Below are 23,017 nucleotides of genomic sequence, written 5' to 3'. Positions count from 1 at the left end.
GGCCGTCCGCACCCGGCGACGGGACCCGCACCGCCGCCGCGGACGGGAACACGCACCCGGCCGACGGCCAGGCCGGGTCCGACCCCGCCGCACCGCAGGGTCTCGCGGCGGAGAAACTGCAGATCAGCGCGTTGCAAGCGATGTGCCGCCAGGTCTTCGCCTTCCGTCTCGCGATGATCGCCCTCTCCGCGCCCTCCGCCCTCGTCAACGCCGCCCCCGGCCTCGCCACCCGCCTCGTCGGCATCGCGGTGGTCGTCACCGTCATGGGCTCCTACGTCCTCTTCCGGGACTGGGAACGCTTCGGCCCCCTCCTGCTGCGCCATCCCACGCTCCTGGCGCTGGACACCCTCTTCGGCGCGCTCCTCCTCATCGCGGCGGGCACCGACAGCACCCTCGCCTACGTCAGCGTTTGCACGCCCCTGCTCGCCGGCCTCGTCTACGGCTGGCGCGGAGCGGGCGTCTTCGCCTCGCTCCAGTCGCTGATCCTGCTCGCCGTCTACGCCGGCACCAGGGAACTGTCCGCGAACCTGGCCCAGTCCGCCCTGTTCCCGGGCCTGTGCGTGATCGCGGGCGCGGCCGGCGTCACCCTGCGCAACCTGCTCCTCCGCTTCGGCGAGGCCACCCGGGCCCTGACCGCGGTCCAGGCCCGGCTGGCCGTCACGGAGGCGGTGGCCGCCGAGCGGGCCCGCCTGGCCCGGGAGATGCACGACTCGGTGGCGAAGACGCTGCACGGGGTGGCGCTCGCCGCCGACGGCCTGGCGGCCTCCTCGGCCACCGGCCGCATGACCCCGCCACTGGTGGAACAGCAGGCCGAACTGGTGGCCCGCTCGGCCCGCCGAGCCGCCGCCGAGGCCCGCGAACTCCTCACCGACCTGCGCCGCGACACCGACCCGTCCCACGGCATCGACGTGCTGGCCGAACTGTGCGCCCGCACGCGTGACTTCACCGCCCGCACCGGTCTGCCCGCCGCTTGTCGCCCCACCGGCGAGCACGGGACCCCGCCGGTCCCGCCCGCCGTGGCCCGCCACCTGCTCACCATCGCCTCGGAAGCGATGGAGAACGCCCACCGCCACGCGGCCGCGACCCGCGTCGACGTGCGGGCGGGCGTCCACGGCGACCGGCTCCGCATCAGCGTCCACGACGACGGCACCGGCCTGCCCCCCGGCACCACCCTCGAACAGCTTCGCAGGGCCGGCCACTTCGGCGTCGTCGGCATGGTCGAGCGCGCGGCCTCGGTGGGCGCCCGCATCCGCATCGGCCGGGGCTCCCGCCCGAAGGGCACGGAGGTCCGCCTGGAACTCCCGCTGGACGCCCTGACGACTCCACCCGCCTGACCCCCGACCCGCACCAGGACCAGGACCAGGAAGGAGGCAGCCAGTGCCCACCCCGACACCGGACGCGACCCCCGACCCGCCCCCGACACCGAGCCCGCCCCCGACACCGGACGCGCACCCCAATCCGTTCGGCAGCGCCCCGCGGGCCGCCCCCGACGCCCCGCTGCGCGTCGTCGTGGCGGACGACAACCCCGTGGTCCGAGCGGGCCTGACGGCGCTGCTCTCCGGCCGCGCGGACATCTCGGTCGTCGCGCAGGCCGCCGACGGCCGCGAGGCCTGGGAGGCCGCCCACCGCCACCGCCCGGACGTCGTACTCCTCGATGTGCGGATGCCCGGCGTGGACGGCATCTCCGCGCTGCCGTACCTGGTGGAGATCGCCCCGGTCGTGATGCTCACCTACAGCCGGGAGTCGGAGATCGTCCAGGAGGCCCTGCGCCGAGGGGCGGGCGGCTACCTGGTCCACGGCGAGTTCACCGCGGACCAACTGGTGACGGCGGTGCAGGACATCAAGGAGGGCAGGGCCCACTTCACCCACACCGCGGCGGGCGCCCTGCTGGCCCAGCTGCGCCAGGCCGGGCCCGAGGACCGGGCGCGCGGACCACTGCCAGAGGGCCTGGGCAATGCAACTGCACACGAGGTTCCCTCCTCAACGGCCGCCTCTCCACAAATTTCTGTAGAAAACCTTTCGCAACTGCAATCAGATGTGGGACAGTCCTCGTCGGGGTGGACGGCAGCCCGTCCGGCCACCGTCGACAGGTCGAGGTTCCAACTCAGCGCGAGGGAGGCGGAGATCATGGACCTCATCGCCTCCGGCATGACGAACCACCAGATCGCCGCCGCCTGCTTCATCAGCGAGAAGACGGTCAAGAACCACATCAACCGCATCTTCGCCAAGCTCCACAGCACCAGCCGCGCCGAGGCCGCCGCGAAGTGGCTGGGCACGGCGCCCGGGTCCGCGCAGGGACCGAGGTGACCCGTGATGACGACGGTACGGACGAGGCGCGGCCGGGACACGCTTTGGGCCCGGGAATGGGCCCTGGGGCCCTCCGGCGGACGGGTCCCTCCGGCATACCTTCCCGGTGGCGCGAGCGGCACCGAGACCCGACCCGGAGGGGAACACCATGAGCGACCTGATGCTGAAGACCGCGATTGCGACCAAGGTCCGCGTGAACGGCTGGAAGGACACCACGGTCGCGGCGATGCGGCGCCGCGCCGGCGACAAGGGCCAGACCGCGGTGGAGTACCTCGGGATCATCGCGGTGGTGGTGGCGATCGTGCTGGCGATCACGGGGACGAGTATCGGCTCGACGATCCTTGGAAAGATCACAGGGCTGATTGCCAAGGTCGGCAATTGAAGCGATCGCAACGCTACGGCGATGCAGGGCAGGCCTTTCCCATCTACATCACGGTGGTGGGGGGCCTGCTCTTTCTTGCGCTCGCCTACTTCGCGGTCGGTCAGGCAACGGTGAACCGAAGCGGTGCTCAGACGGCAGCGGACGCTGCGGCACTGGCGGCAGCCCAGGACAGGCGGGATCAACTGGCGGGCGAATGGGTGAAGGACGTACTCGACCCATCAAAGTGGCAGGACATCTTCGAGGGCAACAGTTTGGGGCTTCGTCCTTCGTGCAGCAGGGCGTACGAACTCGCCCAGAAGAATGACGCGCATGTGCTCGAATGCGGGGCCGATGGCCCGCTGACCTTTACAGTGAGAGTTGAAACGAACAATGCAATGGGGAAATCGGTGGTGCCGATCACCGAGAGCACCCATTCGACGGCGCCTGCCACCGCCGTGATCAAAGCGCTCTGTACGTTCGATGCCGAGGCCGCTGAGGGCGGAGCCGATGCGTTGCCAGGTCTTGCCTGCAAGCACAGGCGCTGGGACCTTGACCCGAAGGATCTCGCTGATTTGCCGAAACCTCAGGATCTCTTCGACGTCCACCTGGCCGACCGACAAGCGAACGACTAGAGATGAAGGAAGCAGAGCGATGAGTGATCGGTTCACTGCGAAGGCCTGCAGAAGGATGGTGGCGTTGGTCGTTGCGGTCGGTCTGGCCACCGGTGTGGCTGGTTGCGGTGGCGGCGGCGGTCACGGCAAGAAGCCCGAGGCGTCACCGTCCACCTCACAGGTCGACGGTTCCAACCCGAGTGCTCAGGAAGGCAAGTCGGCAGCTCCACTGGCTGAACTCAGAGGTCCGGATGGCCTACTTCTTCAGGTCACGTCCGCCAGCCGTGATGCGGGCGGGTTCGTCACAGTGAATGGAAACCTCAAGAACGACAGTGCCAAAAGTATTGTGGTCCCGGTTGCGCTGAGAGGGGACGAGACTGAGATTCTCAGGCACGGAACGTCGCTCGGTGGTGCGACTCTGGTCGATCCTCAGGGAAAGAAGCGCTATTACGTGCTGCGGGACACCGACGGGCGACCGCTTACAACGACGGATCTTTCGACCATCGAGTCGGGCCAAACGATCCCCGTCTTCATGCAGTTCCCCTCACCGCCGACGAACACCGCCGACGTGACGCTCCAACTCCCCACCTTCTCCAGCGGCACCATCAAGATCTCCGGGTGAGGCGGCCACCATGACCCGCACCCGCACCCGCACCCGACCCCATCCCCGCCTGGCCCTCGTCCTCACCGCGGCCACCGTCATGGTCGCCGCGAACCTCTACGGGGCCGTCGCGGCCCGCGCCGACGGTGGTCCCGGCGAACCTCCGGGCACCGAGGCATCCGCCGCCGCCCCGGTGAAGGTGGACCCGAACGACCCGGACCTCAAGCTGCCCGAAGGAGCCACGCTCGCCGCTCCCAAGGTGCTCGACATCAAGTCGGTGGTCGAGGACCAGGGCGGTGAGGAACGCCGTGAGGACACCAACACGGACGTGACGTTCGCCCTCCAGGCCGAGGTGCTGTTCGCCAAGGACAGCGCGAAGCTGAGCGATCAGGCGAGGTCCCGCATCGACGCCATCGCGCAGGAGATCAAGAAGCAGCGCGCGGCCCAGGTCCGCGTCTTCGGCTTCACCGACAACCTCGGCAGCCACGAACACGGCGTCGTGCTGTCCAAGCAGCGCGCCAACGCCGTCCAGGACGTCCTCTCCCAGGAGCTGAACGACCCGGGCATCACCTTCGACGTGCGCGGCTACGCGGAGGACTATCCCATCGCGGACAACTCCACGGAGGACGGCCGGAAGAAGAACCGCCGTGTGGAGGTGACGTTCCCGCGGACGGCGAGCTGACCCCCATGACCCGCACCGCCGCTCGACGCCGCGCCTGCCGGCCCGCGCGGTCCGCGGAGTACGCCCGGCCGTGAGGGACCCGGGAAGGAGCGAAGGACGGGTCCGGGTCATGCGGAAACCGCCCGATCAGGCCTTCCACCCGGGCCGTCGGCACAGAAGCGGATCATCCAATGCCCGAGTAACCGGGGCTACTCCGCTTCCACCTCCACCCGAGCCCCCGCCCGCACCCCCCACCCCGCCATCGCGCCCGCGGCCGACTCCAGCACGTGCCGGGAGCGGAGGCGGGGCAGGCCCAGGCGTCCGGGGGGCATCGTGACGACGCCGAGGACGCGCAGGTCGCGGTCGAGGTAGGCGACGTCGATGGGGATGCGCATGCGGAAGGTGTGGATGCTGCTCGCGGGGGAGAGGAGGAGCGCGCCGTCGATCCCGCCGCGGCCGATGAGGCCCTTGGTGCGGGCGCGGTAGGAGGTCGCCAGTTCGAGGGGGATGGTGACCGGCGTTCCGTCCTCGCCGTGCACCGTGAGCGTTCCTCGCCCGTCCCGCCAGCGTCCTGCCATGTCCGGGCCGCCTTCCCGTTCCGCCGCAGAGGTCCCCGGCCGACCGTATCCGCACGGAGGTGGGCCCGGCATGGGTCCACGGGCCCATGCCGGGGCCGCCCGTCGCCGACTAGGGTCCCCGCGTGCGCGTACTACTGATCGTCGTCGCCGGCCTGTGGGGCGCGGGCGCCGGGCTGCTGGTGCCCCGCGCCGCGCACCGGTTCTCGGTGGACGCCGACGAGCCCTGGCGCGCGGAGTGCCCCGGCGGACATCCGATCACCGGGGCGTTCGGCGGCTGGGTGGGGCGGGCACGGTGCGGCCCCGCCGTGGCCCGGGACTGCGCGGCGTACGGGCCGAGCACCCCGGTCGCCGCCGCCGTCACCGCTTCCGTCTGCGCCGCGCTCGCCGCCGCCGGCGGGCCACGCCCGGAGGTGGCGGTCTGGCTGCTCGCCGCGCCGGTCGGGGTGCTGCTCGCCCTCGTCGACCTGCGCGTGCACCGGCTCCCGGACGTGCTGACGCTGCCGCTCGCCGCCGTGACCGCGGTACTCCTCGGGCTCGCCGCCCTGCTGCCCGCCGCCGGCGGGTCGTGGCCGTCGGCGCTGCTCGGCGGACTCGCCCTCGGCGCGGCCTACTTCGTGCTCTTCCTCGTCAACCCGTCCGGCATGGGCTTCGGCGACGTCAAGCTGGCGCTGCCGCTGGGGGCGGCGCTGGGCTGGTACGGCTGGCCCGACGTGGTCCTGGGCGGTGCCGCCGGACTGCTCTACGGCGCCTGTTACGGGCTGGGGCTGGTCGCGCTGCGCCGGGCGGGGCGCAAGTCCGCGATCCCGCTGGGGCCGTTCATGCTCGGCGGGGCCTTCACCGGGCTGCTGCTGGGGGCGTCCGCGGTGGCGTGAGCCGGGGACGGCCGTAAACGGGAGGCGGCGGGAGAGCGTCCCCTGCGACGATCACCCCATGGCAGATCAGCGGGACCAGCGGTACCGGCACCGTTCCTTCGAGGACCTCGTCGCCGAGGGGGCCGCCGTGCCCACCGAGGGGTGGGACTTCTCGTGGTTCGCGGGGCGGGCCACCGAGGAGCGGCCCTCCTGGGGGTACGCCGACTCGCTGGCCGGCCGACTGGCCGAAGCCGAGGCGGTGCTCGACGTGGACACCGGCGGCGGGGAGGTCCTCGACTTCGCCCTCGGCCGGGCCGCGCGCGTCCCCGCGCTCCTGGCCGCCACCGAGGCCTGGCCGCCCAATGCGGCCAAGGCCACCGAGCTGCTCCGGCCGCGCGGCGTCGTGGTCGTCGCCGCGCCCGCGGACGCGCCGCTGCCGTTCGCGGAAGGCGCCTTCGACCTCGTCGTCAGCCGGCACCCGGTCAGCCCGCGCTGGAGCGAGATCGCGCGCGTCCTGCGGCCCGGCGGGACGTACTTCGCCCAGCACGTCGGGCCGAGCAGCGTGTACGAGATCGTCGAGTACTTCCTGGGACCGCAGTCCGAGGAGTCCCGCACCGCCCGGCACCCCGACCGGGAACGGGCGGACGCGGAGGCCGCCGGGCTGGAGATCGTCGGCCTGTGCGCCGAACGGCTGCGGATCGAGTTCCACGACATCGCCGCCGTGGTGCACTTCCTGCGCAAGGTGATCTGGATGGTCCCCGGCTTCACCGTGGAGGCGTACGAGCCCGAGCTGCGGGCGCTGCACGAGCTGATCGCGACCCGGGGCCCGTTCGTGGCGCACAGCACCCGCCACCTCTTCGAGGCCCGGAAGCCGGTCTGAGGGCCCCACGGTTTCCACATTGTTACCGACTGCCTCTCCCGTCACTCGTCTGGCTCAAGTAGGTTCAGACCAACGGAATTCGCGTGAGCAAAGGTGCGCGAGTGGCGTCGCGCGGTGGAGGGGGCCGCGCGGTGCCGCACCCGCGGCCGACGAGAGCTTTTCGGCGTCGGGCGGATGCGGCCGGGCCGTCGTCGGCGTCAAGCGCGCGTTCGCTGCGGGGTCGCCCGGGAGGGGGACGCGGGGACAACTCGCCGAGCGCCGCCCGGATGGCCCAAACCCTACGGTTCTCACCGTATCCCGCCCGTTCTTCCTGGGAATCCGCTGAGTTCCGGCCATGATCTGGTGCGGAACAACGGGTTCCACCCCCCTTCGCTCGTCGCCGGATGACTGCGGAGAGTAGTTGTGGCGCGCCGGGGCACGCAGCATCACTTACGAAGGGTTATGGTGGAAACCCCCCCTCGGGCCGGTCCGTCTCCCCCCCACGGACCGGCCCGTTTTTCTTTCACGAGCGACGAGGGGCCCGCCTGATGCACCGATGCGTCCGTTGGGGGTGCCGGGTGGGCCGGGGGTAGGCTTCGCCTCCGGGGACCGCCATACGGACGAGGCCGCCGCACGGACAGGGACCACCCCGGCCGCGCCCGTCCGATCCATACGGAGGGGCTGACGAACACGTGAACCTGCGCGACAAGCTGCGCGGCCTGCTGGTGGGGCTGTACGCACGCCGGGTGGAAGGTCACCTGGACCACGCTCAGGTGCCCAAGCACATCGGCGTCATCATGGACGGCAACCGGCGCTGGGCGAAGGCCTCGGGCTCCACCACCGTGCACGGTCACCGGGCCGGCGCGGACAAGATCGAGGAATTCCTCGGCTGGTGCTCGGAGACGGACGTCGAGGTGGTCACCCTCTGGCTGCTGTCGACGGACAACTTCGACCGTCCCCAGGAGGAACTGGGCCCGCTCCTGGGCATCATCGAGGACGTGGTCCGCTCCCTGGCCGCCGACGGCCGCTGGCGCGTGCACCACGTCGGCACCAAGGACCTGCTGCCCTCGGGCATGCAGTCCGCCCTGAAGGAGGCCGAGGAGGCCACCACCGACGTCCGGGGAATACTGGTCAACGTCGCCATCGGCTACGGCGGCCGGCAGGAGATCGCCGACGCCGTGCGCTCCATGCTCCACGAGGCCCACGACCAGGGCGTGCGGATGGAGGACCTGGCCGAGTCCGTCGACGTCGACATGATCGGCCGCCACCTCTACACCAAGGCCCAACCCGACCCGGACCTGGTGATCCGCACCAGCGGTGAGCAGCGGCTGTCCGGGTTCATGCTCTGGCAGACCGCGCACTCCGAGTACTACTTCTGCGAGGTCTTCTGGCCGGCCTTCCGCAAAGTCGACTTCCTGCGCGCGCTGCGCGACTACGCGGCCCGCCACCGCCGCTACGGCGGCTGACGGACTCCGCCACACGCCACCGGCGTCGCTCCGGCGACCGGCGCCCCGTACACCGCCGCCGCCTGGGCCACCGCGTCCGCCGCCACCCGGCCGCCGTCACCTCGGCCGGCGGCCGCGGGGCCGGCGCTCCCGCGCCCGCCGCCCCCGGTCCCGCGCCCGCCGCCCCCACGCCGACCCCGGTCCCGCGCCCCCACGCCGACCCCGGTCCCGCGCCCCCACGCCGGCCCCGGTCCCGCGTCCGCCGCCCCCACGCCACGCCATGCCGGCCCGCCCCGTTCCGGCCGTCGTCGACGCGGCGCTCTTCACGAGGAGTTCATCCGTGTGCCGTTCCATGCATTTGCATGGCGGCGCATCTTCGAGGGCATAAGCCAGACAGGTCGACACCCGAACCACGGGTGTCGGATCTCAGCGGACGGCTCGGGGCCGTCCGCCCGGGAGGCCCTTTGCACCAGCCCGACCGTGCGGTCGCAGCACGGACGAAGCCGCTTCAGGGTCGGTCCCCGGCCCGTGCAACGGGGCCGTCGACCGGTCCAGCTCGTCCTCGTCGCTCCCCGACCTCATCCGAGGGGGTACGTCCTTCCGTGGTGACCAGTACAAAGCGCCCCAAGCCAGACCGGCGCACCTACGTTCTCGACACCAGCGTCCTGCTGGCGGACCCGAACGCCCTGACCCGCTTCGACGAGCACGAGGTCGTGCTCCCCATCGTCGTGGTCACGGAACTGGAGGCCAAGCGGCACCATCCCGAACTCGGCTACTTCGCCCGGCAGGCGCTGCGCCTGCTGGACGACTACCGTGTCCGGCACGGCCGCCTCGACGCCCCCATCCCGATCGGGGACCTCGGCGGAACGGTCCGGGTCGAGCTCAACCACTCGGACCCCAGCGTGCTGCCCACCGGCTACCGCCTGGGGGACAACGACTCCCGCATCCTCGCGGTCGCCCGCAACCTTCAGGCCGAGGGGTACGACGTCACCGTCGTCTCGAAGGACCTGCCGCTGAGGATCAAGGCGTCGTCCGTGGGACTCCTCGCCGAGGAGTACCGGGCAGAACTCGCCATCACCGACTCCTCCGGCTGGACCGGCATGTCGGAACTCACCCTGCCGGGCGAACAGGTGGACATCCTCTTCGAGGAGGGGCACGTCCATGTCCCCGAGGCCGCCGCGCTGCCCGTGCACACCGGCCTGACGATCCAGTCGGAACGCGGCAGGGCGCTGGGCCGCGTCACGCCCGAGGGGAACGTCCGTCTGGTGCGCGGCGACCGGGAGGCGTTCGGCATCAAGGGGCGCAGCGCCGAGCAGCGGATCGCCCTGGACCTGCTGCTCGACCCGGACGTCGGGATCGTGTCGATGGGCGGCCGGGCCGGCACCGGCAAGTCGGCGCTGGCGCTGTGCGCGGGTCTCGAAGCGGTCCTGGAGCGCCGTCAGCACCAGAAGGTGATGGTCTTCCGTCCGCTGTACGCGGTGGGCGGGCAGGAGCTCGGCTATCTGCCCGGCTCCGAGGCGGAGAAGATGAGCCCGTGGGCGCAGGCCGTCTTCGACACGCTCTCGGCGGTCACCTCCCGCGAGGTCATCGAGGAGGTCACGGCGCGCGGGATGCTGGAGGTGCTGCCGCTCACCCACATCCGGGGCCGGTCGCTGCACGACGCGTTCGTCATCGTGGACGAGGCCCAGTCCCTGGAGCGGAACGTCCTGCTGACCGTGCTGTCCCGGATCGGCGCCAACTCGCGGGTGGTGCTGACCCATGACGTGGCGCAGCGGGACAACCTGCGGGTCGGCCGTTACGACGGCGTGGTCGCCGTGGTGGAGAAGCTGAAGGGTCATCCGCTCTTCGCGCACGTGACGCTGACCCGGTCCGAGAGATCCCAGATCGCGGCCCTTGTGACCGAAATGCTGGAGGACGGGCACATCTGATCCGTACCGCTCCGATTCGGGGCGGGAGTACGGAAGTCGGCGCCGTCCGGCAAAGGCCGAGAGCCTAGCCGGGCGGCGCCGTCGTGTGCGGGCGTTTCATGGAATCCCTTAGGCCAAACGAGGTGTGAGCTTTCACACGCAACTCGGAATTGCGGTGCCCTGTTGGGTTACGGCAGAGTCTCAGTCCTGTCAGGCCCCGCATACGACACAGCCGTACCCCCTGGGGCACCGCCCGAGGCGTCACAGCCCACGGGGAGGTCCGGCGCCCTTGAGCACCACCTCAACTCCATAGCGTCGTCGTATGCCGCCCGAGCATCACGCGGCGCTCCCTTCACGGGAGTTGCCCACCGGGCCCGTGCCTCCGTGACCCGCAGTTGGGAGGCCAGTGCCAGGGGCACGATCGCGTCCGCCAGGGTCACCGAAGCGGACGATGCTGGAAGGAACCCGTGTGAGCCGGATCTCGGTCCGGGGATTCGCAGTGGCCTCCGCCACCGCGGTCACCGCTGTCGGTAGCGTCGTGGGCGTTGCCTCGGGCAGTGTCGCCCAGAACAACGACGCCGAGGCGGCGCCGGCAGCCGACGCGACGCTGCTCTCGGACATACCTGCCGGCCAGCAGGCGCAGGTGCAGACCGCCTCCCTCGCGCAGCAGGCCGACGCGCAGGCCATCGCCGCCGACGCCGGCGCCAAGAAGGCCGCGGAGGAAGCGGCCCGCAAGGCCGCCGCCGAGACCGCGATCGCCAAGAAGGCGGATGCCGAGAAGGCGGCCGCCAAGGCGGCCGAGGAGGCCAAGGAACGGGCGGAACTCAAGGAGGCGGCCAGCCGCAGCGCGGCCCGCGACTCCTCCAGCTTCCCGGTCCAGAGCTCCTACACCGTGGGCCAGATCCAGGCGATGGCGCGTCAGATGGTGCCGAGCGGCCAGTTCCAGTGCTTCAGCAACATCGTGGACCACGAGTCCAGCTGGAACTACCACGCGGTGAACGCCTCCTCCGGCGCGTACGGTCTCTTCCAGGCGCTCCCGGCCGGCAAGTACTCCTCCGCCGGCGCCGACTGGCAGACCAACCCGGCCACCCAGATCAAGTGGGGGCTCAACTACATGAACAGCCGGTACGGCAGCCCGTGCGACGCCTGGTCGTTCTGGTCGATGAACCACTGGTACTGAGCCCGGCCCCGGTACCTGTCGCCGAGTCCCGCTGAAGCCCCTGCGGGCTCTCGCCGCCCGGCCGGTTCTGTTCCGTCGCTCAACCCGACGCAGCCCCTCCCCGTCCTAGGGGGAGGGGCTGTCGCCATGTAGCGTCTGTCGGAACGGCTCCAGGGGGGAGTGGTGGGGAAGGACGGGGGAAGAGGACGGATCATGTCGCGAGTGCCAGGGTGGATCGGCAGGCTCGGCGCCGGCCTGACCGAGATGGGTGAGCGGTTGGACGAGCGCCGCGCCGAGGTGGAGAAGGAACACGGCGGGCCCGAACCCGAACCCGCCGTGGACGCCACGCCGCTGCCCGACCACGTGACCGTCGTACCGGTCCGCCCCGATCCGGCCCAGGCCGTGCCCTGGGGTGTGCGGGTGGCCGCGGAGGCCGGCTGGCGGGTGCTCGTGCTGGCCGGCACGGTCTGGGTGCTGATGCGGGTCATCAGCGCCGTCCAGCTCGTGGTGCTCGCCTTCGTCGCGGCGCTGCTGATCACCGCGCTGATGCAGCCGACCGTGGCGCGCCTGAGGCGTTACGGCCTGCCGCGCGGGCCGGCCACCGCGCTCACCGCGATCCTCGGCTTCGTCATCATGGGGCTGATCGGGTGGTTCGTGACCTGGCAGGTCATGGAGAACATCGACACGCTCTCCAGCCAGATCCAGGACGGCATCGACGAGCTGCGCAAGTGGCTGCTGAACAGCCCGTTCCACGTCACCGACAAGCAGATCAACCAGATCGCCAAGAACCTGCGGGAGGCGATCGGCGCCAACACCGACCAGATAACGTCCGCCGGGCTGGAGGGCGTGACGGTGGTGGTCGAGGCGCTGACCGGGATCCTGCTGACGATGTTCTCGACGCTGTTCCTCCTCTACGACGGGCGGCGCATCTGGGAGTGGACGCTGAAGCTGGTGCCCGCCGCGGCACGGCCGGGAGTGGCCGGCGCCGGTCCGCGCGCCTGGCGCACGCTGACGGCGTACGTGCGGGGCACGGTGATCGTGGCGCTGATCGACGCGATCTTCATCGGCCTGGGGATCTACTTCCTGAACGTGCCGATGGCGGTCCCGCTGGCCGTGTTCATCTTCCTGTTCGCGTTCGTCCCGCTGGTGGGCGCGGTGGTGTCGGGCGCGCTCGCGGTGGTCGTCGCGCTGGTCACCCAGGGCGTGTTCACGGCGGTGATGGTGCTGGTGGTGGTGCTGGCGGTGCAGCAGATCGAGGGACATGTGCTGCAGCCGTTCATTCTGGGCCGCGCGGTCCGCGTCCATCCGCTGGCGGTGGTCCTGTCCGTCGCCGCGGGCGGCATGATCGCCGGGATCGGCGGCGCGGTGGTGGCGGTGCCGCTGGTCGCGGTGACGAACACGGTGGTGGGCTATCTGCGCAAGTACTCCCACGAGCAGGCGCTGCGCCACTCCCCCCGCCCGCACGGCGCCACCGCTTCGGCGGACGTCGCCGTGCCGGCCGGCGCCGCCCCGGCGCCGGTGGCCGACGGGCCGGACGGACAGCGGCCGGAACGGCCGGAGCCCCGCTCACCGCAGGGGTGAACGGGGCTCCGGGAAGTGGTGCGGGCCCGGCTACTGGGCCAGCACCGCCTCCGCGTCCAGCGTCGTCGCGACGGCCTGGACCACCGCGGCGATCTTGAAGGCCTCCTGGACGGTCTCACGGTCCAGGCCCGCCTTGCGCAGCACCTGCTCGTGGGAGTCCAGGCACATGCCGCAGCCGTTGATGGCCGAGACCGCGAAGGACCACAGCTCGAAGTCGACCTTGTCGACACCGGGGTTGCCGATGACGTTCATCCGCAGACCGGCGCGCAGGGTGCCGTACTCGTGGTCCGACAGCAGGTGCCGGGTGCGGTAGAAGACGTTGTTCATCGCCATGATGGCGGCCGCGGACTTGGCCGCGTGGTACGCCTCCGGCGACAGGTTGGCCTTCGCCTCCGGCTCCAGCTCGCGCAGGACGATCGGCGAACGGGACGCGATCGCCGTGGCCAGCACCGTGCCCCACAGCTGCTGCGCGGGCAGGTCGCTGTTGCCGATGACCGAGCCCAGGTTGAGCTTCAGGTCCTTGGCGTAGTCCGGGACGGCGGACTTCAGGGAGTCGAGGGACATGCCTCACTCACCAGCCAGCAGCGCGACCGGGTCCAGGGTCTCGTCGCCCTTGCTCCAGTTGCACGGGCACAGCTCGTCCGTCTGGAGGGCGTCGAGGACCCGCAGGACCTCCTTGGGGTTACGGCCGACGGAGCCGGCGGTCACCATCGTGAACTGGATCTCGTTGTTCTGGTCGACGACGAAGACCGCGCGCTGGGCGAAGCCGTCCTCGCCCTCGATGCCGAGCGCACGCATCAGCTCGTGCTTGGAGTCGGCCATCATCGGGAAGGGCAGGTCGGTCAGGTCCGGGTGGTCCTTGCGCCAGGCGTGGTGGACGAACTCGGAGTCACCGGAGAAGCCGAGGATCTGGGCGTCGCGGTCGGCGAACTCGTCGTTCAGCTTGCCGAAGGCCGCGATCTCGGTCGGGCACACGAAGGTGAAGTCCTTGGGCCAGGCGAAGACGATCTTCCACTTGCCTTCGTAGGTCTTGTGGTTGATCTGCTCGAACTCCTTGCCCTTCTCCAGCGAGACGCAGGCGGTCAGATCGAACTCGGGGAACTTGTCACCGACAGTGAGCACACGCTCTCCTTGCAGCGAAGAAACACCGGTTTTGCCCGTGTTTCCCATGGGTTGGACCCTGCTGATGTTGGCACAGGGTCGATTGATTACGGAAATAGCTACACTCGGTCGTGTTGATCGGAGGTGGTTATCAGTGACCGTGGGCAACGTCGGCAGGAGAAGGTCCCTGCCCAGCCTCTCCCAGCTCCGGGCCTTCGCCGCGGTCGCCGAGCACCTGCACTTCAGGGACGCGGCCGCCGCGATCGGCATGAGCCAGCCGGCCCTCTCGGGCGCCGTCTCCGCCCTGGAGGAGACACTCGGCGTGACCCTGGTGGAGCGTACGACGCGCAGGGTGCTGCTCTCACCCGCGGGTGAGCGGCTCGCCGTCCGCGCCAAGGCGGTGCTCGGCGAGGTCGGGGCCCTGATGGAGGAGGCCGAGGCCGTGCGGGCGCCCTTCACCGGCGCACTGCGCCTCGGCGTCATCCCGACCGTCGCCCCCTACCTGCTGCCCACCGTGCTGCGCCTGGTCCACGGCCGCTACCCCGACCTCGACCTGCAGGTCCACGAGGAGCAGACCGCCAACCTGCTGGACGGACTGGCCGCCGGCCGGCTCGACCTGCTGCTCCTCGCCGTGCCGCTGGGTGTGCCCGGAGTCGTGGAACTTCCCCTGTTCGACGAGGACTTCGTGCTGGTCACCCCGCTCGACCACGGCCTCGGCGGCCGGGAGGGCATACCGCGCGAGGCGCTGAGGGAGCTGAACCTGCTCCTCCTCGACGAGGGCCACTGCCTGCGCGACCAGGCCCTCGACATCTGCCGGGAGGCCGGACGCGAGAACGCCCCGGTGACGACGACCGCCGCCGGGCTCTCCACACTGGTCCAGCTCGTCGCCGGCGGACTCGGCTGCACCCTGCTGCCGCGCACCGCCCTCAAGGTCGAGATCTCCCGCAGCAGCCAGCTCCTGACCGGCTACTTCGCCGAACCGGCGCCCTCCCGCCGGGTGGCCCTCGCCATGCGCAGCGGCGCGGCCCGGGGCGCGGAGTACCAGGAACTCGCCGCCGCCCTGCGCGCGGACCTGCGGGCCCTGCCCGTGCGGGTCCTGGACCCGGCCGCCTGACGACGCGCGGGCCCCCTCCCCACGGCGGGGAGGGGGCCCACGGCGCCGACGCACGCTACTCCGTGCGCAGCCCGTCCGGGCGCATCAGCCGCAGCAGCGGCGGCAGGCTCAGGAAGGTCACCATGACCACGACGCCCGCGCCGATGCCGGTCATCGTCAGCACGCTCGTCCAGTCGACGCTCACCGTCGTGCTCGTCATCTTCAGCAGCACCGCGCCCAGCGCCAGCCCCACCGCCAGGGCCAGCACCAGGCCCAGCGCGATCGGGATCGCGGTCTGCCACAGCACCGACAGGCTCAGCGTGCGCCGCCGGGTACCGAAGGCGATCAGCGCCGACAGCAGCTTCTTGCGTTCCCGCAACTGCTCGAGCTGCGACACCAGCAGGCTCGCCCCGATCAGCACCAGCACGCAGGTGGCGCCGACGTACAGGCCGGTGCGGATGGAGGTGAACTCCGTGGCCTGCGTGCTGCTCGCCCAGACCACGGTGGCCGTCAGCGGGCTGACCGCCGCCGCCGCGTTGCGCACGTGCTCGTGGGTGCCGGGCACCGACTCGTCGAGGGAGACGTAGACCGTGCCGCCGATCCGCGCGGTCCCGCCGGGCACCGCGGCCGGCGTCATCAGCAGGCCGCCGCGCAGCTCCCCGCGGGGGTCCTCGATGGCGCGGGCGGGCTTCAGGCCGCCGGCGCCGGGGACGGTCCAGATGACCTCCTTGACCTGGTCCGCGCCGTAGTCGGCGTTGAAGTACAGCTTGCGGCCGGGCTGGATCAGTTTCGCGGTGTCGGCGTCGGAGTCGCCGCCGTGGACCTGGAAGACGTCCCCGTCGCGGCAGGACGGCAGCTTCGCCACCTCGCGCAGGGATGCGCAGTCGCCGATCGTCAACCTGACGGAGTTCATCGGGCCGTCGGCGCCCCGCCAGGAGCGGTCGCCGAAGTCGGCGCCGGACAGCACGGTGGCCTTGCGCACCCCCTTGGCGGCCGCGATCCGTTCCACGGCGGCCTTCGGCGGGGTGCCGCGGGGCAGGTTGACCTCCATCTGGGCACGGTTCAGGTCGTTGTCCGAGTACTTGGTGTAGTCGCCCTGGATCCCCGCGAAGAGCATCTGCAGGGCGATCGCCCCGGCCACCGCCACCGCGATGCCGTTCACCATCCGGGCCGCCGTGCCGCTGCTCAGCTGCAGCCGCCGGACCGCCAGCTGCCAGGCCACCCCGCCCGGTCCGAGCCGGCCGACGACCGCCTCCACGACCCACGGCAGCAGCGCGGTCACCCCGATGAGCAGCAGCAGGACGCCGCCGATCACCAGGAACTGGTTGAAGTTCCCGTCCGAACGGCCCTGGCCGATCATCGGGTAGAGCATCGCGAGCCCGCCCAGCGGCAGCAGCAGCCGCCACCACAGCCGGCGCCGCGCGGGCCGGGCGGTGCGGACCACGCCGAGCGGTTCGATGACCACCCCGCGCAGCGCGAACAGCGTCACGAGCACCGCGGCGGCCGGGACGGCGACGGCCACCAGCACGGCCAGCGCCGGCGTCGGGTCGAGGTAGCTCGGGAACACGCTGATGCCGAAGACCTCGACGGAACCCGCCACCTGGCGGCCGATCAGGAAGAAGACGGCGCCGAGGACCAGCCCCACCAGCGAGCCCGCGAGCGCCTCGCCGGCCGCGATCCGGCGTGTCATCCGGCTGTCGGAGCCGACCAGGCGCAGCGCCGCGAGCCTGCGGTCGCGCTGCTCGCCGCCGAACCGGACGGCGGCGGCGATGAACACGGCCACCGGCATCAACAGCACCGCGAAGACGACCAGCACCAGCAGGGTCAGCACCGGGTCCGACTTGCTGGGCAGCCGGTTGGGGTTCCCGAACTCGGTGATCCGGGCCACCTGCCAGCCGTTGATGCGCTCCGCCAGGTGTTCGGCGCCCGCGTAGTAGGCGAGTTCTCGCGAGCCGAGCAGGCCGCTCTCGCCGATCGTTCCGGTCACCCGGTAGGGCAGCCGCTCGCGCAGCAGTTTCCCCGCGTCGGAGTCGAGCAGTTCCTTCAGCGCGGGGGAGACCACCATGGTCCCCGGCGCCGGGTACGCGGTCAGGCCCGGTGCGAGCGGGGCCCGCGGCCCCTCGGGCTCGACGAGCCGCCCGCGGACGCTCTTGTCCCGGTACTCCGTGTCGACGTCCCCGATCACCAGGGTGTTGTCGGCCTTCGCCGGTCGCTTCGGGCTGTAGGTGTAGTCCAGGCGCGCCTGGTCCCGTTCGTGGCGCACCGACAGCGCGCTCGGTATCGCCGTCGTCAGCAGCAGCAGCGCCACGCCGAGCCCGACGCCGACGGCGGTGAGCAGTACCCGGGTCCAGCCCTCACGCCCGCCGGTGAAGGCGAACTTGGCGCCCAGGCGCAGATCGGCGGCCCACTGACGGACCGGAGGGGCGCCGCGAGCCGCCTTGGGCGGGGCGGTGGCGGGTGACGGGCGGGCGCTCATGCGAGGCGCTCCATGTCCCGGGACTTCCCGTCCCGTACGACGATCTCGCGGTCGGAGTAGGCGGCGACCCGCGCCTCGTGCGTGACGAGCACGACCGCGGCGTTGGTGGACCGGGCGGCCTCGGTGAGCAGTTCCATCACGCGCTCGCCGTTGAGCGAGTCGAGCGCGCCGGTCGGTTCGTCGGCGAAGAGCACCCTGGGGCCCGTGACGAGGGAACGGGCGACCGCGACCCGCTGGCCCTGGCCGCCGGACACCTCGCCCGGCCGCTTCCCGGCCAGGTCGTCGACCTCCAGCCGGCGCATCCAGGCGAGCGCGGCCCGCTCGGCCTCCTTGCGGGAGGTGCCGTTCAGCCGCAGCGGCAGGGCCACGTTCTCCACGCAGGTGAGCTCGGGCACGAGCTGGCCGAACTGGAAGACGAAACCGAACTCCGAGCGCCTGAGCGCACTGCGCTGCGCGTCGGACATGGTGGACAGTTCGCGGCCGTCGTAGGTGATCGACCCCGAGTCCGGGGTGACGATCCCGGCGAGGCAGTGCAGCAGGGTCGATTTGCCGGAGCCGGAGGGCCCCATCACGGCGACGACCTCGCCGGGGTGGATGGAGAACCCGGCGCCGTCCAGCGCGAGGGTCGGGCCGTAGGCCTTGCACAGGTTCTCGGCGGCCAGCAGGGAGCCGGGAGGAGGAGTCATCGCCGGGTCACCGCCTCTCGGAGTCTGTCGAGGCGCGCCGCGGTGAGTTCGAGCCACCGCAGGTCGGCCTCCAGGTGGAACAGGGCGTGGTCGCAGATGAGCTGGTCCGCCAGGTCGCCCTTGCGTTTGCGGTCGGTGAGGATCCGCATGCTGCGCAGGTGCTCGGAGCGCTGGGTGTCGAGGATGTCGGCGGCGTCGCGGTGGGTCAGCAGTGCGAGGACGACCTTGGTGTAGAGCGTCGACTGCAGATACGGCTCGGGCTTCTCCGGCGTGGCCAGCCAGCGCTGCACGTCGGTGATGCCGGCCTCGGTGATCGCGTAGCGCTTGCGCTCGGGGCCGCCGCCGGCCTCGATCCCGTCGACCTCGACGAGGCCGTTCTTCAGCAGGCGGGACATGGTCGAGTAGACCTGGCCGTAGTGCAGCGGCCGGTCGTGACCGAACTTCTCGTCGAAGGCCCGCTTCAGGTCGTAGCCGTGACGCGGCCCGGACTCCAGGAGTCCCAGGAGGGTGTGACCGATGGACATGGGAAGACTCTACACAGTGTGTATACGTGCGGTGTATACGCCCAGTGTGCAGTCGGTGGTGCGGGGCACGTCCCCGCAGGTGAGGGCTGTTTGTCACCGTTCCGCTACAGGGGCGGGGCGAGTGCGGGACCCGTGCCGCGGCCGCCTGCGGCCGCGCCGCCGTGCCGTGGCGCGGATCCAGCGCTCGCGCGCTCCGGGGGCCGCGGGCTACTGGGGCCTGGGGGGCGGCGGGCTGCCCGGCGGGCGCCCGCGCCGGGGGAGCGGGCCCGTCTCGCCCGGGAGCCGGCCGGCCTCCGCCAGCGCGCGGCGCAGCAGGAACTCGATCTGGGCGTTGGCCGAGCGCAGCTCGTCCGACGCCCAGCGCGCCAGCGCGTCGTACACCGACGGGTCCAGCCGCAGCAGCACCTGCTTGCGCTGCTGCGGCCGGCGCTTCGGGGTCTCCGAAGACTCGGTCACTGGTAGAGCGTCCCGGTGTTCAGCACCGGCTGCGGCGCCCGGTCCCCGCACAGCACCACCATCAGATTCGACACCATCGCCGCCTTCCGTTCGTCGTCGAGTTCCACGATGTCCCGCTCGGCGATCCGGGCGAGCGCCGCCTCCACCATGCCGACGGCTCCGTCCACGATCTCCCGCCGCGCCGCGACGACCGCGCCCGCCTGCTGCCGCTGGAGCATCGCCGAGGCGATCTCGGGAGCGTATGCGAGGTGGGTGAACCGCGACTCGACGATCTGCACCCCGGCCGCCGCCACGCGCGCGTGCAGTTCGGCGGCGAGCTTCTCGGTGATCTCCTCGGCGTTGCCGCGCAGCGACAGTCCGTCCTCGTCGTGGGCGTCGTAGGGGTACTCGATGGCGATGTGCCGTACGGCCGCCTCGGTCTGGGTGGCGACGAACTCCAGGTAGTTGTCCACCTCGAAGGACGCCTGGGCGGTGTCCCGCACCTTCCACACCACGACCGCGGCCAGTTCTATCGGGTTGCCGTAGGCGTCGTTGACCTTCAGGACGGCGGTCTCGTGGTTGCGGACCCGGGTGGAGATCTTCTCCCGGGAGGTCAGCGGGTTCACCCAGCGCAGGCCGTCCTCGCGGATGGTGCCCCGGTAGCGCCCGAAGAGCTGGACGACCCGCGCCTCGCCCGGCGCGACCATGTTCAGCCCGCACATGGCGAGCAGCGCGGCGACGCCGACCACGACACCGACGGCGATCAGCGCGGCCTTGGCGCCGGTGTCGGTGAGGGTGGCCCCGCCCACGACCAGCGCCACCGCGGCCAGCAGCCCGAGCAGTCCGAGGAGCAGCGCGAGGCCGCCCTTGATGCTGTGCGCCGGGACCTCCCGGACCTGCGGGGAGGGCATGTCGGGCAGGTCGGGCGTCCCGGGCCCGCCGTGCGCGTCCGGCCCGCCGGTGGTGGGTGCGGCGCCCTGTTCGGACATGGGGATCCCCCGTTCCCGTACGCATGCGTACGTATCGACCGTGGCCCGGTGTGCGGCCACTAGCTTTCCTCTAGCTAAGTGATAACACTTTTTGCATCCTTGGCAACCCTCGGCGTGTTTGGAGCGTCGGTTCCTTCGGGGCGGGTGCTCATTGTCACGTCCGAAAAAGGGCGGATCGCGGGGCCTTTGTCACAGAGGGCGGTGTTAGCTTTCTGAGCTGACCTGCACGTACGTGAGTGACAGCCGAGACGGAAGCGGAGCGGACGGACGCATGGGACGAGCGGAAGAGAGACGAGCGCGACAGCGCGGTGGCCGCCGCGCCGCGCCCAGGAGCTCGTCCGGGACGCCGGCGGCCGGCGTCGGGGGCGCGGCCCCGGGCGGCCGGGCGGCGGCCCGCCGGGCGGCGGGCCGGTCCGGCAGAGCGGGGAAGGCGGACAAGGGCCGGATACGCCGGCTGTTCACCTGGAAGAAGATCCTCGGCACGTTCTTCGGCCTCTGCCTGCTCGGCATCGGCGCCTTCATCGTGCTCTACATGATGGTGGACATACCCGAGGGCAACGCCGACGCGCAGCGTCAGAGCAACGTCTACAAGTACAGCGACGGCACGATCCTGGCCCGTGACGGCAAGGTCAACCGGGAGAGCGTGGCCCTGGACAAGGTGCCCAAGGACGTCCAGCACTGCTTCGTCGCCGCCGAGAACAAGACCTTCTACCACGACTCGGGCATCGACCTGAGGGGCACGGCCCGCGGTCTGCTCAACACGGTGACCGGCAAGGGCACCCAGGGCGGCTCGACGATCACCCAGCAGTACGTCAAGAACTTCTACCTCAACCAGGACCAGACCGTCTCGCGCAAGCTGAAGGAACTGGTCATCTCGCTGAAGGTGGACCAGAAGAAGTCCAAGGACGAGATCCTCGCGGGCTACATCAACACCAGCTACTACGGCCGCGGCGCGTACGGCATCCAGGCCGCCGCGCAGGCCTACTACCGCGTCGACGCCCAGGACCTGACGGTCGAGCAGGGCGCCTACCTCGCCGCCCTGATGCAGGCGCCGAGCCAGTACGACTGGGCGGCCGCCAGCGAGGCCGGCAAGCGGCTGGCCAAGAACCGCTGGAACTACGTGCTGGACAAGATGGTCGAGCAGCACTGGCTGGACGCCGGCAAGCGGCAGACCATGACGTTCCCGGTGCCCAAGGCCCCCAGGCCCACCCCCGGGCAGGAGGGCCAGAAGGGCTACCTGATCGCCCTCGCCAACAAGCAGCTCGAACAGCAGCTCATCAAGGAGCAGGACCTCACCCCCTCCGAGGCGGAGCGGGCGGTCGAGGACCAGGGCTGGACCATCACCCTGAACATCGACCGGAAGAAGCAGGCCGCGCTGGAGAAGGCGGTCAAGGAGCAGCTGACCGGCAAGCTGGACGCGAAGAAGCGCAAGGTCGACGGGAACGTCCAGGCCGGCGCCGTCTCCGTCGACCCGAAGACGGGCAAGGTCGTCGCCCTGTACGGCGGCGTGGACTACTTCAAGCACTACTACAACAACGCCACCCGGCGGGACTACCAGCCCGCCTCCACCTTCAAGCCGGTGATCCTCGCCGCGGCCGTCGACGGCGACGCCGAGACCCAGGAAGGCCAGCCGATCACCGCCAACACCATCTACGACGGCACCAGCGGCCGGCAGGCCGTCGACCACGGCACCAAGGTCGGCTTCGGTCCGCCCAACGAGGACGACCACGACTACGGTCCCATCACCGTCCAGACGGCGATGAACCAGTCCGTGAACTCCGTCTTCGCCCAGATGGGCATCGACGTGGGCATGCAGAAGGTGATGTCCGTCGCGAACCGGCTCGGCATGGACACCAAGGGCATGCAGGCGGTCCCCGCGCAGACCCTGGGTTCCATGGGCGCGAGCCCGCTGGAGATGGCCGGGATCTACGCCACCCTCGACAACCACGGCAAGAAGGTCACCCCGACCATCGTCGCCAAGGCCGAGCAGAAGAGCCGCGAGGTCACGATGCCCGACCCGATCGGCGGCCAGGTCATCACGCGCGAGGCCGCCGACACCGTCACCTCGGTGCTGACCGGCGTGGTCGACGACGGAACGGCCAAGACCTCGGTGCGGGACAACCCGCTGCGCGACGGCCAGCAGGTCGCGGGCAAGACGGGAACCTCCGACGAGAACAAGTCGGCCTGGTTCACCGGCTACACACCGAAGCTCGTCACCTCCGTCGGCCTGTTCGGCGAGGACTCCAAGAGCGGCGCGCACACCACGCTGAGCGGCGCCACGGGTCTCATCCCGGGCTCCGGCCGCATCAACGGCGGTGGCTACCCCGCGCAGATCTGGGCGGCGTACACCTTCGGAGTGATGGACGGCACCAGCAAGTTCGACCTGGACACCAAGCAGGGCGCCGCCGTCCAGCCGACCAACAGCCCGACCATCAGCGCGCCGCCGACTCAGTCGGCCTCCCAGACACCCAGCAGCCCGCCGCCGTCGACGTCCGAGACGCCGAGCAGCCCGCCGCCCAGCCGGACGCCGAGCAGCCCGCCGCCCAGCCAGAGCACGTCGCAGGCGCCGCCCAGCCAGTCGCCGCCGTTCACGCCGGATCCCTCGGGCAGCGCCACCGGTGACGACCCGCTCGATCCGGGCGGCGGCCAGCAGCTGAACGACCGGCCGCAGCTGACCGGCAGGCAGCACGCCCAGTGACGCGCCGGGCTCCCGGGTGCCTGTGCGTCACCTGCGGTCCGGGGGAAGCCGGACCGCAGGGGCGGCTCCCAGGCCGACAGGGTCCGGTCCGGAC

General features: G+C 71.2%; 22 protein-coding genes. 14 read left to right on the top strand and 8 right to left on the bottom strand.

Annotation, left to right across the window (positions count from 1 at the left end; genetic code table 11):
- Window positions 1-140 precede the first annotated feature (140 nt).
- From ACF061_RS06790 to ACF061_RS06765, 6 genes are all read left to right on the top strand, one after another.
- Complete coding sequence (locus ACF061_RS06790) at window positions 141-1,334, top strand: sensor histidine kinase (RefSeq protein WP_392266166.1); 1,194 nt, start codon at window positions 141-143, stop codon at window positions 1,332-1,334.
- Window positions 1,335-1,377: 43 nt separating this feature from the next.
- Window positions 1,378-2,307, top strand: a complete 930-nt coding sequence (locus ACF061_RS06785; RefSeq protein ID WP_392265734.1) for a response regulator — start codon at window positions 1,378-1,380, stop codon at window positions 2,305-2,307.
- A gap of 148 nt (window positions 2,308-2,455) precedes the next feature.
- Entirely contained in the window at window positions 2,456-2,689 is a 234-nt protein-coding gene (locus tag ACF061_RS06780) for a Flp family type IVb pilin (protein WP_392265733.1), read from the top strand.
- Complete coding sequence (locus tag ACF061_RS06775; protein WP_392265732.1) at window positions 2,686-3,300, top strand: pilus assembly protein TadG-related protein; 615 nt, start codon at window positions 2,686-2,688, stop codon at window positions 3,298-3,300. The genes ACF061_RS06780 and ACF061_RS06775 overlap by 4 nt, the downstream gene beginning before the upstream one ends.
- A 19-nt stretch (window positions 3,301-3,319) precedes the next feature.
- On the top strand, window positions 3,320-3,901 hold the full coding sequence (locus ACF061_RS06770) for a hypothetical protein (protein ID WP_392265731.1): 582 nt from the start codon (window positions 3,320-3,322) through the stop codon (window positions 3,899-3,901).
- Window positions 3,902-3,911: 10 nt separating this feature from the next.
- A complete protein-coding gene (locus ACF061_RS06765; protein ID WP_392265730.1) occupies window positions 3,912-4,562 on the top strand; it encodes an OmpA family protein in 651 nt (216 codons plus the stop codon).
- A 188-nt stretch (window positions 4,563-4,750) separates the two neighbouring features.
- On the opposite strand, the gene ACF061_RS06760 is transcribed toward ACF061_RS06765, so the two are convergent.
- Window positions 4,751-5,119 carry a DUF192 domain-containing protein gene (locus ACF061_RS06760; RefSeq protein ID WP_392265729.1) on the bottom strand — a complete coding sequence of 123 codons (369 nt, stop codon included), beginning with the start codon at window positions 5,117-5,119 and terminating at the stop codon, window positions 4,751-4,753.
- Window positions 5,120-5,241: 122 nt separating this feature from the next.
- On the opposite strand from ACF061_RS06760, the gene ACF061_RS06755 reads away from it, so the two are divergent.
- The 6 genes from ACF061_RS06755 to ACF061_RS06730 all read left to right on the top strand — a co-directional run bounded on the left by ACF061_RS06755 (window position 5,242) and on the right by ACF061_RS06730 (window position 12,921).
- Entirely contained in the window at window positions 5,242-5,991 is a 750-nt protein-coding gene (locus tag ACF061_RS06755) for a prepilin peptidase (protein WP_392265728.1), read from the top strand.
- Window positions 5,992-6,049: 58 nt separating this feature from the next.
- Window positions 6,050-6,850: a methyltransferase domain-containing protein gene (locus tag ACF061_RS06750; RefSeq protein WP_392265727.1), complete on the top strand. Its 801-nt coding sequence runs from the start codon at window positions 6,050-6,052 to the stop codon at window positions 6,848-6,850.
- Window positions 6,851-7,521: 671 nt separating this feature from the next.
- On the top strand, window positions 7,522-8,295 hold the full coding sequence (locus ACF061_RS06745) for an isoprenyl transferase (RefSeq protein ID WP_392265726.1): 774 nt from the start codon (window positions 7,522-7,524) through the stop codon (window positions 8,293-8,295).
- A gap of 581 nt (window positions 8,296-8,876) precedes the next feature.
- Window positions 8,877-10,202: a PhoH family protein gene (locus ACF061_RS06740; RefSeq protein WP_392265725.1), complete on the top strand. Its 1,326-nt coding sequence runs from the start codon at window positions 8,877-8,879 to the stop codon at window positions 10,200-10,202.
- 448 nt (window positions 10,203-10,650) lie between these two features.
- Window positions 10,651-11,361, top strand: a complete 711-nt coding sequence (locus ACF061_RS06735; protein WP_392265724.1) for a transglycosylase SLT domain-containing protein — start codon at window positions 10,651-10,653, stop codon at window positions 11,359-11,361.
- A 192-nt stretch (window positions 11,362-11,553) separates the two neighbouring features.
- On the top strand, window positions 11,554-12,921 hold the full coding sequence (locus ACF061_RS06730; protein ID WP_392265723.1) for an AI-2E family transporter: 1,368 nt from the start codon (window positions 11,554-11,556) through the stop codon (window positions 12,919-12,921).
- A gap of 30 nt (window positions 12,922-12,951) precedes the next feature.
- Here ACF061_RS06730 and ACF061_RS06725 read toward each other — a convergent pair whose 3' ends face one another.
- Both ACF061_RS06725 and ACF061_RS06720 read right to left on the bottom strand, forming a co-directional pair.
- Window positions 12,952-13,485: an alkyl hydroperoxide reductase gene (locus tag ACF061_RS06725; RefSeq protein ID WP_392265722.1), complete on the bottom strand. Its 534-nt coding sequence runs from the start codon at window positions 13,483-13,485 to the stop codon at window positions 12,952-12,954.
- 3 nt (window positions 13,486-13,488) lie between these two features.
- On the bottom strand, window positions 13,489-14,043 hold the full coding sequence (locus tag ACF061_RS06720) for a peroxiredoxin (RefSeq protein ID WP_392265721.1): 555 nt from the start codon (window positions 14,041-14,043) through the stop codon (window positions 13,489-13,491).
- A gap of 133 nt (window positions 14,044-14,176) precedes the next feature.
- Between ACF061_RS06720 and ACF061_RS06715 the strand changes: the two genes are divergently transcribed.
- Window positions 14,177-15,136 carry a hydrogen peroxide-inducible genes activator gene (locus ACF061_RS06715; protein WP_392265720.1) on the top strand — a complete coding sequence of 320 codons (960 nt, stop codon included), beginning with the start codon at window positions 14,177-14,179 and terminating at the stop codon, window positions 15,134-15,136.
- Between the two features lie 55 nt (window positions 15,137-15,191).
- On the opposite strand, the gene ACF061_RS06710 is transcribed toward ACF061_RS06715, so the two are convergent.
- The 5 genes from ACF061_RS06710 to ACF061_RS06690 form a co-directional block, all read right to left on the bottom strand.
- Window positions 15,192-17,591, bottom strand: coding sequence for an ABC transporter permease (locus ACF061_RS06710; protein ID WP_392265719.1), 2,400 nt, complete (start codon window positions 17,589-17,591; stop codon window positions 15,192-15,194).
- Entirely contained in the window at window positions 17,588-18,277 is a 690-nt protein-coding gene (locus ACF061_RS06705; protein WP_392265718.1) for an ABC transporter ATP-binding protein, read from the bottom strand. The genes ACF061_RS06710 and ACF061_RS06705 overlap by 4 nt, the downstream gene beginning before the upstream one ends.
- The gene (locus ACF061_RS06700) at window positions 18,274-18,801 is read right to left on the bottom strand and encodes a PadR family transcriptional regulator (protein ID WP_392265717.1); all 528 of its coding nucleotides are present in this window, start codon (window positions 18,799-18,801) and stop codon (window positions 18,274-18,276) included. Before ACF061_RS06700 ends, ACF061_RS06705 begins: the two co-directional genes overlap by 4 nt.
- Window positions 18,802-19,008: 207 nt before the next feature.
- Window positions 19,009-19,257 carry a hypothetical protein gene (locus ACF061_RS06695; RefSeq protein WP_392265716.1) on the bottom strand — a complete coding sequence of 83 codons (249 nt, stop codon included), beginning with the start codon at window positions 19,255-19,257 and terminating at the stop codon, window positions 19,009-19,011.
- Window positions 19,254-20,225, bottom strand: a complete 972-nt coding sequence (locus ACF061_RS06690) for an SPFH domain-containing protein (protein WP_392265715.1) — start codon at window positions 20,223-20,225, stop codon at window positions 19,254-19,256. Before ACF061_RS06690 ends, ACF061_RS06695 begins: the two co-directional genes overlap by 4 nt.
- A gap of 271 nt (window positions 20,226-20,496) precedes the next feature.
- On the opposite strand from ACF061_RS06690, the gene ACF061_RS06685 reads away from it, so the two are divergent.
- The gene (locus ACF061_RS06685) at window positions 20,497-22,923 is read left to right on the top strand and encodes a transglycosylase domain-containing protein (RefSeq protein WP_392265714.1); all 2,427 of its coding nucleotides are present in this window, start codon (window positions 20,497-20,499) and stop codon (window positions 22,921-22,923) included.
- The last annotated feature ends 94 nt before the right edge of the window (window positions 22,924-23,017 follow it).

It is taken from the genome of Streptomyces sp. NPDC015220 (assembly GCF_043079345.1).
Taxonomy (GTDB): Bacteria; Actinomycetota; Actinomycetes; order Streptomycetales; family Streptomycetaceae; genus Streptomyces.
This window is presented reverse-complemented; position numbering and strand designations above follow the sequence as displayed.